General features: G+C 46.2%; 13 protein-coding genes and 5 tRNA genes. 16 read left to right on the top strand and 2 right to left on the bottom strand.

The window, feature by feature from the left end; translation table 11 throughout:
• The first annotated feature begins 411 nt into the window (after positions 1 to 411).
• The 14 genes from AAA952_RS09510 (at position 412) to gloA (ending at position 11,249) form a co-directional block, all read left to right on the top strand.
• Positions 412 to 487 (top strand) — tRNA-Asn (locus AAA952_RS09510).
• A gap of 57 nt (positions 488 to 544) precedes the next feature.
• A tRNA-Asn gene (locus AAA952_RS09505) sits at positions 545 to 620 on the top strand.
• Between the two features lie 32 nt (positions 621 to 652).
• Positions 653 to 728, top strand: a tRNA-Asn gene (locus AAA952_RS09500).
• Between the two features lie 43 nt (positions 729 to 771).
• Positions 772 to 847: transfer RNA gene (locus AAA952_RS09495), tRNA-Asn, on the top strand.
• 50 nt (positions 848 to 897) lie between these two features.
• Positions 898 to 973 (top strand) — tRNA-Asn (locus AAA952_RS09490).
• Positions 974 to 1,184: 211 nt separating this feature from the next.
• On the top strand, positions 1,185 to 3,089 hold the full coding sequence (locus tag AAA952_RS09485) for a GGDEF domain-containing protein (RefSeq protein WP_338256427.1): 1,905 nt from the start codon (positions 1,185 to 1,187) through the stop codon (positions 3,087 to 3,089).
• Positions 3,090 to 3,214: 125 nt separating this feature from the next.
• The gene (rsxA, locus tag AAA952_RS09480; RefSeq protein WP_006081543.1) at positions 3,215 to 3,793 is read left to right on the top strand and encodes an electron transport complex subunit RsxA; all 579 of its coding nucleotides are present in this window, start codon (positions 3,215 to 3,217) and stop codon (positions 3,791 to 3,793) included.
• Position 3,794: 1 nt separating this feature from the next.
• Positions 3,795 to 4,409 carry an electron transport complex subunit RsxB gene (gene rsxB / locus AAA952_RS09475; RefSeq protein WP_028760015.1) on the top strand — a complete coding sequence of 205 codons (615 nt, stop codon included), beginning with the start codon at positions 3,795 to 3,797 and terminating at the stop codon, positions 4,407 to 4,409.
• Entirely contained in the window at positions 4,403 to 7,033 is a 2,631-nt protein-coding gene (gene rsxC / locus AAA952_RS09470; RefSeq protein ID WP_338256422.1) for an electron transport complex subunit RsxC, read from the top strand. The genes rsxB and rsxC overlap by 7 nt, the downstream gene beginning before the upstream one ends.
• A 26-nt stretch (positions 7,034 to 7,059) precedes the next feature.
• Positions 7,060 to 8,109, top strand: coding sequence for an electron transport complex subunit RsxD (rsxD, locus tag AAA952_RS09465; protein ID WP_263203801.1), 1,050 nt, complete (start codon positions 7,060 to 7,062; stop codon positions 8,107 to 8,109).
• A 74-nt stretch (positions 8,110 to 8,183) separates the two neighbouring features.
• Positions 8,184 to 8,822, top strand: coding sequence for an electron transport complex subunit RsxG (gene rsxG, locus AAA952_RS09460; RefSeq protein WP_105252444.1), 639 nt, complete (start codon positions 8,184 to 8,186; stop codon positions 8,820 to 8,822).
• Entirely contained in the window at positions 8,815 to 9,513 is a 699-nt protein-coding gene (locus tag AAA952_RS09455) for an electron transport complex subunit E (protein ID WP_028760019.1), read from the top strand. The genes rsxG and AAA952_RS09455 overlap by 8 nt, the downstream gene beginning before the upstream one ends.
• Before the next feature lie 192 nt (positions 9,514 to 9,705).
• Positions 9,706 to 10,347 carry an endonuclease III gene (nth, locus tag AAA952_RS09450; protein WP_113939645.1) on the top strand — a complete coding sequence of 214 codons (642 nt, stop codon included), beginning with the start codon at positions 9,706 to 9,708 and terminating at the stop codon, positions 10,345 to 10,347.
• Between the two features lie 491 nt (positions 10,348 to 10,838).
• Positions 10,839 to 11,249 (top strand): lactoylglutathione lyase, encoded by a 411-nt coding sequence (gene gloA / locus AAA952_RS09445; protein WP_006087315.1) that lies wholly within the window; start codon positions 10,839 to 10,841, stop codon positions 11,247 to 11,249.
• 158 nt (positions 11,250 to 11,407) lie between these two features.
• Here gloA and msrQ read toward each other — a convergent pair whose 3' ends face one another.
• Both msrQ and msrP read right to left on the bottom strand, forming a co-directional pair.
• Positions 11,408 to 12,070 (bottom strand): protein-methionine-sulfoxide reductase heme-binding subunit MsrQ, encoded by a 663-nt coding sequence (gene msrQ, locus AAA952_RS09440; protein WP_113939639.1) that lies wholly within the window; start codon positions 12,068 to 12,070, stop codon positions 11,408 to 11,410.
• A gap of 46 nt (positions 12,071 to 12,116) precedes the next feature.
• Complete coding sequence (gene msrP / locus AAA952_RS09435; protein ID WP_028760022.1) at positions 12,117 to 13,151, bottom strand: protein-methionine-sulfoxide reductase catalytic subunit MsrP; 1,035 nt, start codon at positions 13,149 to 13,151, stop codon at positions 12,117 to 12,119.
• A gap of 253 nt (positions 13,152 to 13,404) precedes the next feature.
• Between msrP and rmuC the strand changes: the two genes are divergently transcribed.
• Positions 13,405 to 14,979 carry a DNA recombination protein RmuC gene (gene rmuC / locus AAA952_RS09430; RefSeq protein WP_338256413.1) on the top strand — a complete coding sequence of 525 codons (1,575 nt, stop codon included), beginning with the start codon at positions 13,405 to 13,407 and terminating at the stop codon, positions 14,977 to 14,979.
• Positions 14,980 to 15,060: 81 nt separating this feature from the next.
• The gene (locus AAA952_RS09425) at positions 15,061 to 16,986 is read left to right on the top strand and encodes a transglycosylase SLT domain-containing protein (RefSeq protein ID WP_028760024.1); all 1,926 of its coding nucleotides are present in this window, start codon (positions 15,061 to 15,063) and stop codon (positions 16,984 to 16,986) included.
• Positions 16,987 to 17,097 lie beyond the last annotated feature (111 nt).

The following is a 17,097-nucleotide window of genomic DNA, read 5'->3' as shown; positions in this document are numbered from 1 at the left end:
ACAACAGCAAACTTGTTAAAACAGAAAAACAGACTTTAACGGCGAAAAGATAACCCACGTTTTCTATCGGTATAAAGAACTGAGTAAATTCACATTACCCCACCTGAGATCCTTTTTGAGCGGTTTGAGTCTTAAGTACTCGACCAAGTACCAAAAACAGTGTCGATTATTTAGCGAATGATTTCAATTTCATAGAATCACCGCTTAAAAACGATGGACTCAATTATGGCTATATTGCGAATTGTTAAGTGGTTTTTCACGAAAAATGTCGAATTCTGCACCACGATGCACATTAGATGAGCACTTAACAGCATAATTACACTTTTTTTAGTAACTCGAGTTGACTCATCCAACAGAGCGTTTTACTATGCGCTCCGTTCTCAACGAGTCGCTACGATTGTGTGAAACGATTCCCCTGTAGTTCAGTCGGTAGAACGGCGGACTGTTAATCCGTATGTCACTGGTTCAAGTCCAGTCAGGGGAGCCACTTTAAGCACATGATAAAAATGAGTTAGAACAAGCAGTAAGATAAGTTGTAAACAATTCCCCTGTAGTTCAGTCGGTAGAACGGCGGACTGTTAATCCGTATGTCACTGGTTCAAGTCCAGTCAGGGGAGCCAATTACATTATCAAGCTGAAGCATTAAAATGATTCCCCTGTAGTTCAGTCGGTAGAACGGCGGACTGTTAATCCGTATGTCACTGGTTCAAGTCCAGTCAGGGGAGCCAATTTAAGCAAGCTAAAAAGTCGATAGTAATATCGCACCTCGATTCCCCTGTAGTTCAGTCGGTAGAACGGCGGACTGTTAATCCGTATGTCACTGGTTCAAGTCCAGTCAGGGGAGCCATTTAAAAAGTGTTATTTCTGTAAAGTCGATAGCAATATCGCACCCTCTACTCCCCTGTAGTTCAGTCGGTAGAACGGCGGACTGTTAATCCGTATGTCACTGGTTCAAGTCCAGTCAGGGGAGCCAATTTATTCTTCGTTTTGTTCCCGTGCCTTTGCCTCTTCCGGCTTCTAGTTACCCTATTCTTTTCCGTTTTGTTTTTAAGCAAATGCAGTTACACTGTTATCAGCTTATTAATAAAAATTTATGAGTGTCATCACACAGATAGCTGCAGTTAAGTATTCTTGACTTAAACTTATCCTGTTTGAGCTCACCCAAAAAAATAGAGCGGATTTTTATGGCCATGTCAAAATCATATCCAATTTTTTTACTGCTTATTTTCTTAGGTCTTTTTGCTTGGGTATATCAAAGCGAAAATAGCCAATTACAAATCCAACAACAGCAAGAACTGGATAGCTTTAAAACCAGTTTAACCCGCTACCAACAATGGCAAGGTGATGGCGCCGAACTCTTCAAAAAGCTTTCTGAAAATTACCCATTCCAATTTTTCCAATATATTGATGATACCGATGGCCAACGGAGTCATACAGAAGGTCGTTTAGACAGCCAACATCCTCATCCTTTAGCCCGTTTATTTTCTATCGAGCTCAGTCATACACAAAAATTGGCAACCGGTCGTTTACAAGTCAAACTCAGTGCAAACCAAGCGATTGAAACTTCGATTAGTCATACTCAAAAGCTCGGTGTCATGTTACTGGTGGCTTACCTTATCTTGCTGTTAGTGTTTATTCTGTTAATGTCAAAACATAGGGCGGCGATACATTATGCTGCTGATTATATTTCAAAAATACCTGAGTTAGGGTTTTCTGCTGTCGCATCATCAAAACTCACAGGTGAGCTCAACCCCATTGGAATATCCCTTGAAGAGTGTCGTCTTCAACTTAAAGCCCAAATCGATAAACTCAATCAAGAGAATGAAAAGCTGCATAAAGCAGCCTATCAAGACACAGTGACGGGTTTTGGTAGTCGCCAGCGCTTTACCCAAAAATTAGAAACCATAAGTAATCCCGATATTCCTCAATTGGGGCTGATGGCAATGGTTAAGGCGACAGAGCTTGCGCAAATCAATCAAAAACAAGGGCGAACTGCGGGGGATGATTATCTTTCAAGGGTGGCAAATTGTATCCGCAAAGCCTGTAGTAAGTATTCAGACGCAGAATGTTTCAGGGTATCGAGCGCTGATTTTGCCATCTTTATTCCTGATGTCATGCTGAAGGATGCTCCAAAATTTTTAGACCAATTAAAAATTTATCTCGATGAATATTTGCAGATGACAAAAGCGGAATCTGTTGCCCATATCGGTTTAGTCCCCTATCACCAAGGTACCGATGCGGTTAATTTGCTGACGATTGCGGATACCGCAGTCAGCATAGCGCAGACCCTTGGACCGAATAGCTATCATATCCAAGAAAAACTCAATGGTGACGAGCAGTTTGGTGATGATCGCTGGAAAATGGCGATCAATGATTTAGTCACTCGCCAAGCATTAAAATTCTACCAACAGCCAATTCAGCCGTGCCGAACTGATGTAGAGGTTTACCGTGAGTTGTTGGCGCGCTTTTACAATAGCGAAGGCAAGTTCTTACCCACCACCACAGTGATCGCTATGGCCGAACGTCACGGTATGAGTTCTGAATTAGATAAACTGGTGGTGATCAGTGCATTAAGAATGCTTAAGGAAAACCCGACCATTTCGGGTAACTTTGGCATCAATATCAGCGCATTTTCTGCGCATCAAGATATGTTTGTCGCTTGGCTAAAGGACATTTTAGGCAAGCAAAAATACATCGCCTCGCGCTTAGTATTTGAGATCAATGAGTCAGGTATGCAGTCTAACTTAGGGGCAAGCTATAAGTTCGTTCGCGAAATACATAGCGTTGGATCACGGGTGTCGATAGAGCGTTTTGGCATGAGCTTTACGTCCTTCAAATTCTTCAGTGAAGTGCGTCCAGACTACATAAAGCTTGATGGCAGCTACACATCGAACATTGATGAAGACAGCAATAATAAATTCTTCGTCCGTATGATGGTGGATGTTGCAAGGCGGATAGGCATTCGGGTTATTGCGACCAGCGTCGAACGCCAAGAAGAAAAACTCACCCTCGAAAAACTCTTAGTTGATGGATTGCAAGGCTATTACATAGCACAGCCCCAAGCCATGGCGATTACAGATCAAATTTAATACTTTAACGGGTTAATTCGTCGCCAAAATTTACAGTAAAGATGGTTAACCCTGCATTCTATATGTTGTTTATGCAAACGGAAAAGTCGATAATACGGCCAAGATCCGTTTAGAAAAGTATTGAGATGACTGAATATCTCCTCTTGTTGATCAGTACAGTACTGGTCAACAATTTCGTTTTAGTGAAATTCTTAGGCTTGTGTCCTTTCATGGGGGTCTCCAGTAAACTGGAGTCCGCTATTGGCATGTCTATGGCGACCACTTTTGTGCTGACGTTAGCCTCTATTCTCAGTTACCTCGTCAACCAGTATCTACTATTGCCCTTTGATCTGAGCTACCTGCGAACCATGAGCTTCATTTTAGTGATTGCGGTTGTGGTGCAATTTACTGAAATGGTGGTGCAAAAAACCAGTGCTGCACTGCATCGGGCTTTAGGCATTTACCTGCCGCTGATCACAACGAACTGTGCTGTGTTGGGTGTTGCCCTATTGAACGTTAACGAGAAGCACGATTTTATCCAATCGGCTATCTATGGCTTTGGTGCTGCGTTAGGCTTCTCATTAGTGTTAATTCTCTTCTCGGCGATGCGCGAACGTTTAGCTGCCGCAGATGTCCCCTTACCTTTCAAAGGCGGCGCCATAGCGATGATCACCGCAGGTCTTATGTCCCTCGCCTTTATGGGATTCACAGGATTGGTTAAGTAAGATGTCCGGAATTTTAATTGCAGTCATATTGTTGACCCTATTGGCATTAGTCTTTGGACTATTACTCGGTTTTGCCGCCGTTAAATTTAAGGTTGAAGGCAATCCGATTGTCGATGAACTCGAAGCGATTCTGCCACAAACACAATGTGGCCAATGTGGTTACCCTGGCTGTCGCCCTTATGCTGAAGCGATTGCCAACGGTGATAAAGTCAACAAATGCCCTCCCGGCGGCACTGCTACCATGGAAAAACTGGCGACCCTGATGGGCGTCGAGCCCGAGCCGCTGAATGCCGAAGCACAATCTCAAGTGAAAAAGGTCGCCTACATACGTGAAGACGAATGTATTGGTTGCACTAAGTGTATTCAAGCCTGCCCCGTGGATGCGATTATCGGTGCAGGTAAGCTTATGCATACTGTGCTGACAACCGATTGCACGGGTTGCGATCTCTGTGTTGAGCCTTGTCCCGTCGATTGTATTGATATGATCCCAGTCACCCAGAATCTTAAAAATTGGAACTGGCGTTTAAATGCCATCCCAGTGACTCTCATCCAAGACACTCTCATCAAAGAGATTCAGAACCAAGACCCACAGTTAGAAGAGGAAAAGCGGTGTTAACTTTATTAGATCAATTAGATAAAGGAACCCTTTGGCGCTCACCCGGTGGTATACATCCACCCGAAGTCAAATTCCTCTCGAACACGACGCCGATTAGCCAACTGCCCTTAGCCGATACGTACTTAGTGCCCATCCCTCAAGTCGGTGAAAATTGCACACTTGCGGTAAACATCGGCGATAGCGTATTAAAAGGCACGCCGTTAACGCAAGGCACCTCCATTTGGCATTTACCTGTGCATGCGCCGACATCAGGCACTATCGTTGCTATTGAGCCAAGGGCAAGTAACCACGCCTCAGCATTGCCGGTTAATACCTGCGTTATCCAAGCCGATGGCAAAGACACTTGGTGTGAGCTGGTGCAAAATGAGCTTGATGATTTAAGCCATCAACAGATGATCGATAAGATCCGTGCTGCTGGCATTGCAGGCATGGGCGGCGCGGCGTTTCCAACTCATATTAAGCTTAATCCGGTCAGTGAAATTGATTTAGTCATCATCAACGGCGTCGAGTGCGAACCTTATATCAGCGCAGATGACAGATTAATGCGCGAATACAGCCAAGATATCCTCGCCGGTATTGGCATTATTCATCGGTTATTAACGCCAAAACGCATTGTTATCGCCATTGAAGATAATAAGCCAGAAGCGGCCACAGCCATGCAAGCTGCAGTCGTCCAATGTGGGCTCCCAGCGGACAGCATTCGGGTAACCGTCATTCCGACTAAATACCCTTCTGGTGGTGAAAAGCAGTTAATTCAAATTATTACTGGCCGCGAAGTGCCCTCGGGCGCTATTCCCGCCAAACTCGGTATCGTCGTGCATAACGTCGGCACTGCCTTTGCGATTCATCAAGCGGTTACCCAAGGTAAACCGCTGATTGAGCGTGTGGTGACTGTGACGGGCAAAAATGTCGGTAAACCGGGGAACTACTGGTTACCGATAGGCACACCTGTTGAGCATGTGCTTGCTGCGACTGAGTTCACGCCAGAGCCTGAACAAAAGGTGATTATTGGCGGGCCTATGATGGGCCATGCATTGGCGAATATCCAAGTGCCTATTTTAAAAGGTACTAACTGTATTCTGGTGCCAAGCAGCCAAGAAATAGGAACTACGCCAGAAGAAAAAGCCTGTATCCGCTGCGGCGAATGCGCCAATGCCTGCCCTGCACTCCTATTGCCACAGCAACTCTTTTGGCACGCCAAGGCCGAAGAATATGACAAAGCAGCCAGTTACAATCTAAAGGATTGTATTGAATGCGGTTGTTGTAGTTACGTCTGCCCGAGTGATATTCCCTTAGTCGAGTATTACCGCATTGCCAAATCTGCACTTAAACAAGCCGCCGATGAGAAGCAGCAAGCGGAGCGCGCTAAACAGCGTTTTGATGCCCGTTTAGCGCGTCTTGAAGAAGAAAAGCTTGCCCGTGAAGCTAAGGCCAAAGAAGCCGCAGAGCGCCGACAAGCGACTATGACTGGCACGGATAAAAATGCCGTAGCCGAAGCCATGGCACGGATCGCCGCGAAAAAAGCCGCAGCGGCACAATCAGCAACTGAAGAGTTGTCGAATGAAGAATCATCAAACGTAACAAGCACTGATACGACAGACGCGCCCAAGGGTAAAGCTGCAGTTGCCGCAGCCATCGCCCGCGCTAAGGCGAAGAAAGCCGCCCAAGTGAATGCCAATGGTGCTGATACAAATGGTGCAGATACAAACAATGTGGTGAATGTTGATGCCAGTGATGAATCCTTCTTAGCAACAGATGCAATCGCGCAAGAAGCGCCGTTATCTCAGAAGGACAAAGTCGCCGCGGCCATTGCTCGCGCCAAAGCTAAAAAGGCGGCTCAGCAAGCCGATACCGCGCCGCTTGAAACGGCTGAAAAGGCTGACAGTACACCAGAAGCCAGCGCTGCCGATGATAAAAAGGCCAAAGTGGCTGCCGCAGTCGCGCGGGCAAAAGCCAAGAAAGCGGCGCAGCAAGCAGAAACCGCCGCTAGTGATATTGAAGTTAGCAATACTGACGTTAGCGTTAGTGATGTTAGCGTTAGTGATGTTAGCGTTAGTGACGTTAATGATTCAGAAGCGATTAAGAAAGCCAAAGTAGCCGCCGCGGTTGCCCGTGCTAAAGCGAAAAAAGCCGCGCAGCAAGTTGAGACAAATGCTGACAATGATTTAACTCAGACCGCGACTCCAGCAGTTGATTCCGCAGCTAGCGTTCAAGCAGATGTGAATGATGATACAGAAGCAGCCGCTACTGACGTTAACGACGCTGAAGCGATTAAAAAGGCCAAAGTGGCCGCCGCTGTTGCTCGTGCTAAAGCGAAGAAAATAGCTGCGGCATCAGCAGCTGAGTCTAAAACTGAGTCTGAAATAGAGTCCGTTGACGACATTCAAACTAAAGCTAACGTGGCATCGCCGTCGATAGCAGCACTTGACGCCGTCGCAGCTAAACCCGAAGCCGTTTTACCATCCGCAGAACAAATTGCAGAACCCACTGAAACGGCAGCCTTATCAGGCGATGAGCTTAAAAAAGCACGGATTGCTGCGACCATCGCCAAGGCAAAAGCCAAAAAAGCGGCACTCGCTCAACAAACCGAAGCTTCGAGCGATTCAAGTGTTGCTAATGATTAAGAACAGAATGATAAAAAGGGAACACAATGGCGTTTAAAATAGCCTCATCACCCCATGTCACACGTAATTTGCATACCTCAACTGTGATGCAAAGGGTGATTTTATGTTTACTGCCGGGCCTTGTGGTGCAATGCGCCTTTTTTGGCTGGGGCACGCTTGTTCAAGTGTTGCTTGCGATTCTTGTTGCCCTAAGCTGTGAGGCCGCGGTGATGAAACTTCGCAATCGTGATATCAAAGCCAGCCTTAGCGATAACAGCGCCATGCTGACCGCAATCTTGATTGGTGTCGCCATTCCTCCCCTAGCACCTTGGTGGATGATAGTGATGGGCACCGCCTTTGCGATCGTTATCGTTAAGCACCTTTACGGCGGTTTAGGCCATAACCTGTTTAACCCTGCAATGGCGGCGTATGTATTGCTGTTAATCTCATTCCCAGTGCAAATGACCACTTGGATAGCACCGAGTACCGTTGCGCTGCATTCGCCTAGCCTAGCTGAGAGCTTGCAACTTATCTTCAACATTGGCGCCCACGTTAACTTGGAACAGTTTCGTTTAGGGATAGATGGCATCGCAATGGCGACGCCACTCGATACCCTTAAAACCGATTTATCCCTAGGATTAACCACCACTGAAAGCCTGACTAAAGCCATTTTTGATGGCAGCACAGGCGTAGGTTGGTTCTGGGTGAATTTAGCTTATCTGGCTGGCGGTTTAGTGTTACTTAAACTGAAAGCCATTCGTTGGCACATCAGTACTGGCGTGTTATTGGGGCTCTTTGTTGCATCGAGTATCGGTTTCTTACTGTCGCCCGATACCCAAGGCAGTCCCCTATTACATTTGTTTTCTGGCGCGACCATGTTAGCGGCATTTTTTATCGCAACCGATCCCGTCACAGCAGCAACCAGCCCCCGTGGTCGTATTATCTTCGGCGCGTTAATTGGTGTGTTGGTGTATATCATCCGCATTAAAGGCGGTTACCCTGACGCCTTTGCCTTTGCTGTGTTATTGGCTAACCTCTGCGCTCCCTTTATTGACTACTATGTGCGGCCACGCACCTATGGTCATTCAGCTAGCTAAGGCCATTGGGCGGACTACAGTCATGCTACAAGATAATGTCATTCTGCTGGCAACGAGAGCTTAAGGAAAAAGAGTTGAAAAATCCGATGATTAAAAATGGTTTTTTATTGGCGCTGTTTGCCTTGATTTGCACGGGTCTCGTCGCCGCGGTCAATCAACAAACCTTTGACAAGATTAAGCAGCAAGAACAACAGGAATTGATGCGAGTATTGCAACAATTAATCCCTGATGAAATACATGATAACGAGCTTACCGCTCAGTGTACCTTGCTATTAAACAAAGAAGCATTAGGCACGGATAGTCCAATGCCGGCCTATATTGCTACCCATGCAGGCAAGCCTGTCGCTATCGCCATGGAAGCCATAGCACCCGATGGCTATAGCGGTAATATCAAATTAATTGTTGGGATTAATATCCAAGGTGAAGTCTTAGGCGTACGTACCTTGTCCCATCAAGAAACCCCTGGGCTGGGTGACAAAATTGAACTACGTAAATCGAATTGGGTCACTCAGTTTGTTGGTAAAGTGTTGGGCTCTGCAGATGATAAGCAATGGTTAGTTAAAAAAGATGGCGGCGATTTTGACCAATTTACCGGTGCAACCATTACCCCGCGCGCTTATGTTAAAGCAGTCAAAAACGCGGTATGGTATTTCAGCACTAACCAAGCACAAATTTTCAGCCAGCCGCTAAATTGTGAGGCCAACCATGACTAATTATCGCGAAATTGCGTGGCAAGGACTGTGGAAAAACAACCCAGGCCTAGTGCAACTGTTAGGTTTATGTCCGCTACTCGCGGTTACTGCAACGATCACTAACGCCCTTGGCCTTGGTCTAGCCACTATGCTGGTGCTGATTGGCTCTAACATTTTGGTGTCACTGGTGCGCGACTATGTGCCCAAAGAAATTCGTATTCCTGTGTTTGTGATGATCATCGCCGCGCTAGTCACCACAGTGCAACTGCTCATTAATGCCTATGCCTACGGCCTGTATTTATCCCTTGGGATCTTCCTGCCATTAATTGTGACGAACTGCATCATCATCGGCCGCGCCGAAGCCTTTGCCTCGCGTAATAATGCGTTTAGTGCCGCCTTCGATGGTCTAATGATGGGCCTTGGTTTTACTTTAGTGCTTACAGTGCTGGGCGCAACGCGGGAAATCTTAGGTCAAGGCACACTGTTTGATGGTGCGGATCAACTGCTCGGCCCATGGGCTAAATCGTTAACCATGCATCTATGGCAAGTCGATACCCCATTTCTCCTTGCTATGCTGCCACCCGGTGCATTTATTGTGATGGGATTATTGATCGCATTGAAAAATGTGATTGATAAAAAAGTCAAAGAACGCCAACCTCAAGTCGCCGCAGAGCCGAGCGTTACCCGCGCACGGATCACTAAGGTAGGTTAGGCTTTCAAGTAACGACAGGCATTATGGCGCTCGTGTTAACGCGTTTAATGTGTGCCTAGCACATGATGAGCGGCAAAACTCAAAGCATAAGAAAATCAGCGAACGTGGGTTGTAAACTCATCAATCATCATTAATAGGATATTAATAATGAGCGGTTGAGAGTTGAACCCCACCACAGCGCAGGAATCGTACATGAATCAAGAAAAACGTATCCAGATCCTCACTCGTCTTCGCGATAACAATCCCAAACCTGAAACCGAACTCAATTTTTCAAGTCCCTTCGAACTGCTAGTGGCAGTGACGTTATCGGCCCAAGCAACAGATGTGAGCGTCAACAAGGCAACAGACAAGCTCTTTCCTGTGGCAAACACAGCCCACAGCATTTATGCCCTTGGCGTAGAAGGTTTAAAGCAATACATAAAAACCATAGGCTTATATAACAACAAAGCCATCAATGTGATCAAAGCCTGTGAGATCTTAATTGAGAAATACAATGGCGAAGTACCAGAAAACCGAGAGGCCCTAGAGTCTCTGCCCGGCGTTGGCCGCAAGACGGCTAACGTGGTACTAAACACTGCGTTTGGTTGGCCAACCATCGCCGTCGACACCCATATTTTCCGCCTCGCTAATCGCACTAAATTCGCGCCCGGCAAGAACGTAGTCGAAGTGGAAGAGAAAATGCTAAAAGTCGTGCCGGCGGAATTTAAAGTCGATGTGCACCACTGGTTTATCCTGCACGGACGCTACACTTGCCTCGCGCGCAAACCCCGCTGTGGTAGTTGTATCATTGAAGACTTGTGTGATTTTAAAGAAAAAATATACCCTGAAGAATAAGCTTCGAATCAACTGAGTGGAGCAAATTGACGTTTCAGTGTTGTTTTCACATTGATTAGACTGGATTTCAAACAAACAAAAAGCCGCAATAGCGGCTTTTTTGCTTAACTTGGAACTGGGTTAACTCAAACTTGTATTAGTCGTTAAAACATTGAAACAAAGAACGCACTGAAAAATAAAGCAATAACAACTGTGGTGCCTAAAGCCATTTTAAGTTCGGTGTTCATCATTCACTCTCCTAGTTGGTATGGCTACATTATTATCAACCCAGTGATAAAAACCCATGTTTGTCTCTGTGTTTTGTGAGCGATAGCCAATTTATCGGCAATTTTCTCTTCTAAATCCTGAAAATTCCTCTTACAGACAATCATTTCCCTATCCTAAGCGTTAATCTGGGTCAAGCGCTGTAAAAACAATGGCAGACATTTATCGAGGTCCATCTACGGATTTTTGGTATACTCCACCCCGTAATCTATTTAGAGAGAGGACCTATGTCGCAACTATTACATACTATGATCCGCGTCGGTAACTTAGAACGCAGTATTGCTTTTTATACTGAAGTGCTCGGCATGAAACTACTTCGCACCTCTGAAAATCCAGAGTACAAATATTCTTTAGCTTTCGTGGGTTACGGTGAAGAATCCACAGGCCAAGCCGTGGTTGAACTAACCTATAACTGGGGCACTGACAAATACGATTTAGGCACAGGCTTTGGCCACTTAGCGATTGGCGATGAAGATATCTACGCCCGTTGCGCTGCTATTGCCGCAGCCGGTGGCAAAGTGACTCGCGCCCCTGGTCCTGTCGCAGGTGGTACCACTGAGATTGCGTTTGTTGAAGATCCAGACGGTTATAAAATTGAGTTCATTCAAATGAAATCAGCGACCCAAGGTTTAGGTTAAGTCCTGTCAACTGAACCAGAAAAATAGCTGAGCAAGACTATTTATTCAGCGAAAAATGCCGGATCTTCATTCGGCATTTTTGTTTTTATACTTTAGATCTCACGTTATCCACAAAGAAAAACAAATAAAACCAGTGATTTACTGCTCGCGCCATACGTCTAAACCGACTTTATCGAAGCTTTATCTTGTGTCAGCTTTCGCTCGGTTTTGTTCGCCACTTTACGGCTGAAATGACGTTTAAACCAAGGCGTGCGCCACAGCAGCAACACACTAAAACCTACGATATACAGACTTGGCTCGATGATTTCCGATTTTACCGACCAGTAAAAATGGATTGGCGCCAATATAGCGACTAAATACACCCCATAGTGCAAGGTTTGCCAACGACGTCCCATCTTACGCATCAAGGCTTTAAACGAAGTTATCGCCAAAGCGGAAACGATAAGATAAGCCACAGCGCCGACTAAAATATACGGCCGTTTTACCACTTCACTAAACAGTAATTCCCAAGCAAACAACAGATCTAAACTAAAAAAGGCCAAGATATGTAAAGTGGCATAGGCAAACACATATAACCCCACTAAACGGCGGGTCTGCATCAACAGCCCTTGCTTGGTCAACTTGGCAATCGGTGAGATCAGTAAGGTCGCCGCTAGCGCATTTAATGCGCCTATGCCTGTGTAGTGAATAATGTGCTGCACGGGATCGCCACCCGCACGGCCAAGCACCACAGTGAGCACAAGGTAGACGATGGGCACTAAACCCAACAAATGAAATAACGCTTTTAGCCAAAACAAGTGCTTAGCGGTTAATCTCAACATAGGTTGTCCCCGCTTAATGGCGAATCCCCAAACAACAAACCAATCATCAATAGTATTTCCTCAGATCCATGCCGTCATACAGTGAAGCCACAAACTCGCCGTAACCGTTGAACGGCTGGGTATCGATGCGGGTTGCTGAAAACAATCCCCCCTCGCCGATACGACGCTCAGTGGCCTGCGACCAGCGTGGATGATCCACCGCCGGATTAACGTTGGCATAAAATCCATACTCGTGTGAGGCAAGCTGATTCCAGCTGGTCGGCGGTTGTTTATCCATGACGCGAATTCGCACGATTGATTTAATGCTCTTAAAGCCGTATTTCCACGGCACCACTAAGCGAATGGGCGCGCCGTTCTGCGGTGGCAGGGTTTTGCCGTACAAACCTACCGACATTAAGGTTAAATCGTTCATTGCTTCGGCTATCGTGAGGCCTTCAACATAGGGATAATGAATACCACCGCCCATTAATCGGCTCTTCTGCCCCGGCATTTGCTCGGGATCAAAAGCGGTTTCGAAGGCGACATACTTGCCCTTACTGGTGACGCCAACCTTTTTTAATAACGCCGCCAGCGGGAACCCCACCCAAGGGATCACCATAGACCAAGCTTCAACGCAGCGCAGGCGATAGTTACGCTCCTCAAGCGGGAACATTTTAGTCAGATCATTAAAATCTAAGGTCATGGGCCGTTCAACTTCACCTTCGATACGCAGTTGCCAAGGGTCGACTTTAAAGCCTTGGGCATTATTGAAGGGATCTTGCTTATCCGTACCAAATTCGTAGAAATTATTATGCTGCGTCACTTTATCAAACGGGGTTAACACATCGGCGTCACCGTACTGCTTATTGGATTGAAACGTCAGTGGCGTAGTGATAAATGAGGACTTAGGTTGATCGCCAAATAGATCGAATAATCCGGCCTGCACGTAACCTGGCACACTGGCGCCGATAGCACCGAGTCCCATGGCTTTTACAATTTGCCGACGCGAGCGAAATACCGCTTCGGGCGTCACTTGGTTGTCTTGCATGTGCCACTGCGCTTTTTTAAGAATACCTGGGGTAAAACGGGAATGTTTAGCCAATTGACACCTCTACCATCCAATGATTAAAGCTACCGAGTCGCGATAAAAACCTTCTCTGGCGCTCTTCTGTATCGCTCACTCTTATATAGACAGGTAAAAGCCAGAAAAACTTTCCACCCGTGAATAAATTCACCTTAAACGTATAAGACTTGCTCATTCAAGCATTAAGCGCAGATATAGTTGATTAAAGGGCTTGAAGCCTGTTGGGGGGCATGCGAACCTAAGCGCCAAAGCTAAAGGAGTGCTATTGATCATGCCATTTTCTCAATCTTTTTCTGTCGCCGAAATCATCGGCCTTCTCGCCATTGCCTTCTTAGGCCTGTTGATCGGTGCTCTGCTCAATCAAAAACTCACCCGCCAACGCTGGCAACTACACAAAGACCAACTTGAGCAAGAAATGCGTCAAGTAAATGAAGATGCAGAATTATCCTTAGCACAACAGCAAATTTTGGTCGATGACAAAGAAGCGCAATTACGTCAATACCAGCAACGCCTTGAGCTCAAAATTGAACAACTGGGCAAAGCCGAGGCCTTAGCCGAACGCGTTCCCACCTTAGAGCAGCAATTAAATGATAGCCAGCGCCGTCAGTTAGAGATCCAATTAGCCCTGTCGAAATCCAATGCCATGCAGCAAACCATTCAAGCCAAGGCCGATGCCCAGCAAGAATCGCTGCAGGATAAAATTGCCAGCTTAGAATCGGCCGAAGTGCGTTTACAAACCCAATTTGAAAACCTCGCAAACCGTATTTTTGAAGAACGTAGCGAAAACTTTAAGCACCAAAATGCCAGCCAACTCGAAGGCGTACTTGGGCCATTAAAACAACAGCTAGAAGGATTCAGACAGCAAATTCGTGAATCCTACACCCACGAACAATCCGAGCGCAGCGCCCTTAAACATCAGCTTGAGCACCTGCGGGATCTCAATCTGAAGATGAGCCAAGATGCCATCAACCTGACCAAAGCGCTCAAGGGCGATAACAAGCAACAAGGTAATTGGGGTGAAGTGATCCTCGATCGCGTACTGCAAGAAAGCGGCCTACGTGAAGGCCATGAATACCATACTCAGCAAGATCTCAAGGATGATAGCGGTAAACGCTTTAAGCCGGATGTGATTGTGCATCTGCCAGAAAATAAGGATGTGGTCATCGATGCTAAGATGTCGTTGGTTAGTTATGAGCGCTACTTCAACAGTGAAGATCCGGCACTGCGCCAACAGGCGATTAACGAGCATGTCATTTCCATTCGCAGTCACATTAAAGGCTTAAGTCAAAAAGATTATCAACATCTGCACGGGCTTAAGAGTCTCGATTATGTGTTGATGTTTATTCCTATCGAACCGGCATTTTTACTGGCATTGGAGCATGATCCTAGCCTAGTCAATTTTGCCCTTGAGCAGAATATCATGCTCGTTAGTCCAACGAATTTGTTGGTGGCCCTGCGCACAATTAACAATATTTGGCGCTACGAATATCAAAATCAACACGCACAAACCATTGCAAAACAAGCGGGTCGAATTTACGACAAGTTATGTGGTTATATTGAAGACATGGAAAAACTCGGCCGCGCCTTAGATAATGCAGAAAAAACCTATCACAGCGCAATGAACAAGCTGTCATCGGGCAAAGGCAACCTAGTGCGTCAAGCTCATTTAATGCAGCAGCTCGGGGTCGATACCAGCAAACAACTGGATAAAATGCTGCTAGAAAAAGCACTCAATGAAGCCCAAGACGATAACGACACTCAGGATGACGACGCTGAACTTAATCTGTCGCATACCCGCGATCCTAAGGACACGGAACTCGAGCCTGTCGAATGCAATGATAGATAACAAGAATTGAACACCCATTAATTACCTCAAATCGATACGGACATGTCGATTGATACCTTGATGCCCGGAGGCAAACGCTCCATGTGCAAAGCAGTTATAAATGTGGTTATATCCAGTGCAATATTGCTCGCAGGCGCATTGAATGCCCCTGCTGCACTTGCGTTAACGTCAACGCAGAAAACCTTTCTTGAGGCTGAAAAAGCCCTGAAGAAGCAAGATTATGCAACCTATAAACCCCTACGGGCAAAACTAGGTAATTATCCGCTCGCGATTTATTTAGATCATGATATCGACATAGGTGCTCTTAATGCCTTACAGGGTTATGCAGCTAAAGCCTTGATTGAAAAATATGAAACCACACCCATGTACAATAGGTTACGGTCTAAATATTTAAACAATGCTGGTAGCCAAAAACGCTGGAATGATTATCTTGCGATCACCCCAGAAGCGCCTACCGACATCCGCCTGCAGTGTTATTACTATGAGGCGAAACTCGCCAAGGGCGATCTAAAAACGGCTTATGCGGCCGCACAATCACTTTGGGTATTTGGGGGTTCGCGACCAAAGGAATGTGATCCTCTTTTCAACACATGGACCAAAGCGGGCAAACGCACACAAGATGTCGTATGGGCGCGAATGATGCTGAGTTTCGAGGCTGGCGAAACGAGTTTACTGAGTTTTTTATCCCAAAAAATCACCACCCATAGTAACGAAGCTAAGCGTTTAGTCGCCGTCTATAAAGATCCCAATAGCCTGCGCCATACCGAAAAGTTTAAAGATAAAAATCCCATTGTCGGTGACATTGTTGCCGCAGGATTAAAACGCCTTGCCCGTAAGGATCTCGACCAAGCCATTAATTTGTATGAACGGTATCAAAAGGCCCATCGTTTTACCCCAGAACAAGCGCAGCAACTCGATAAATACCTTGTTCGCCGCATTTTAATTGAACAAGATGATAACTATAAAAACTATGTCGACAATGTGCTCACTGAGCTGAAAAATGACGACCTATTTGAGCGCCGTTTAAGATGGGCTATCCGCGATCACGACATGCGCAGTATTGCCCGTTACTTGAACCTACTCCAACCAGAAACCTTAGCAAAGGAGCGTTGGCAATACTGGCTTTATCGCACCAATGCCAAAGAAGCGCCTGAAAGCGCCATAAAAGCGCTCGCGACAATCAGTAATGAACGTAATTTTTACGGTTTTGCTGCTGCGCAATTCTTAAATAAACCAGTATCACTCAATCAAAGCCCTGAGCCTGTTGTTGATGCCAACAGCCAAAAGTTAACAGATGATCTCGGCTTTGTCAGAGTGCAAGAGTTAATGGCACTCGACCGTTATTTCGATGCTCGCTATGAATGGATGTCACTACTAAAACGCAGTGACAATACGATGCGAGCACGTTATGGACGCTATGCCCATGAACAGGGCTGGTACGATTTTGGTGTTGAAGCCAGTATTCAAGGTAAGTTGTGGGATGATATTCCTCTACGCTTCCCTATGGCGCACCAAGCTGGTTTTGAGCACGCCAGCAAAAAGCATAGGGTTAACATCGATGAGATCCGTGCGATTAGCCGCCGCGAAAGTGCATTCTATCTTTATGCGACCTCGGGCGTAGGTGCCCGTGGTCTAATGCAAATTATGCCTGCCACGGCCAAAGCTACCGCCAAAAAACACGGGGCCAGATATAGCGATCCAAAGGATCTCTACAGCGCAGAGCTTAACCTCAATCTTGGTAGCGCTTACTATGCCCAGCTGTTGAAAGAGTTTAACCAAAACCGCATCCTCGCCACGGCGGCCTATAACGCGGGTCCCTCTCGCGTGCGTCGCTGGTTATCAAACTCTGATGGCAAACTCGATGCCATGGGCTTTATCGAGGCTATTCCCTTTACTGAAACCCGTGAATATGTTCAAGCCGTCCTCAGCTATCGATTGATTTATGAGGCGCAAAAGCAAAAAGCACAGCCATTATTCAGCGAAGCTGAGCTTAAGTTTGCTTACTAACTCGTGACATAAAAAGGAACTCGATACTCAGCCGCATCGAGTTCCTACTTTTCAGCATACCCTAGGGTAAAGCTCATGCTTTAACCACCAAAAATTCTAAATGTTATTCTC

Source organism: Shewanella sp. M-Br, from assembly GCF_036245925.1.
GTDB lineage: Bacteria > Pseudomonadota > Gammaproteobacteria > Enterobacterales > Shewanellaceae > Shewanella > Shewanella oncorhynchi.
This window is presented reverse-complemented; position numbering and strand designations above follow the sequence as displayed.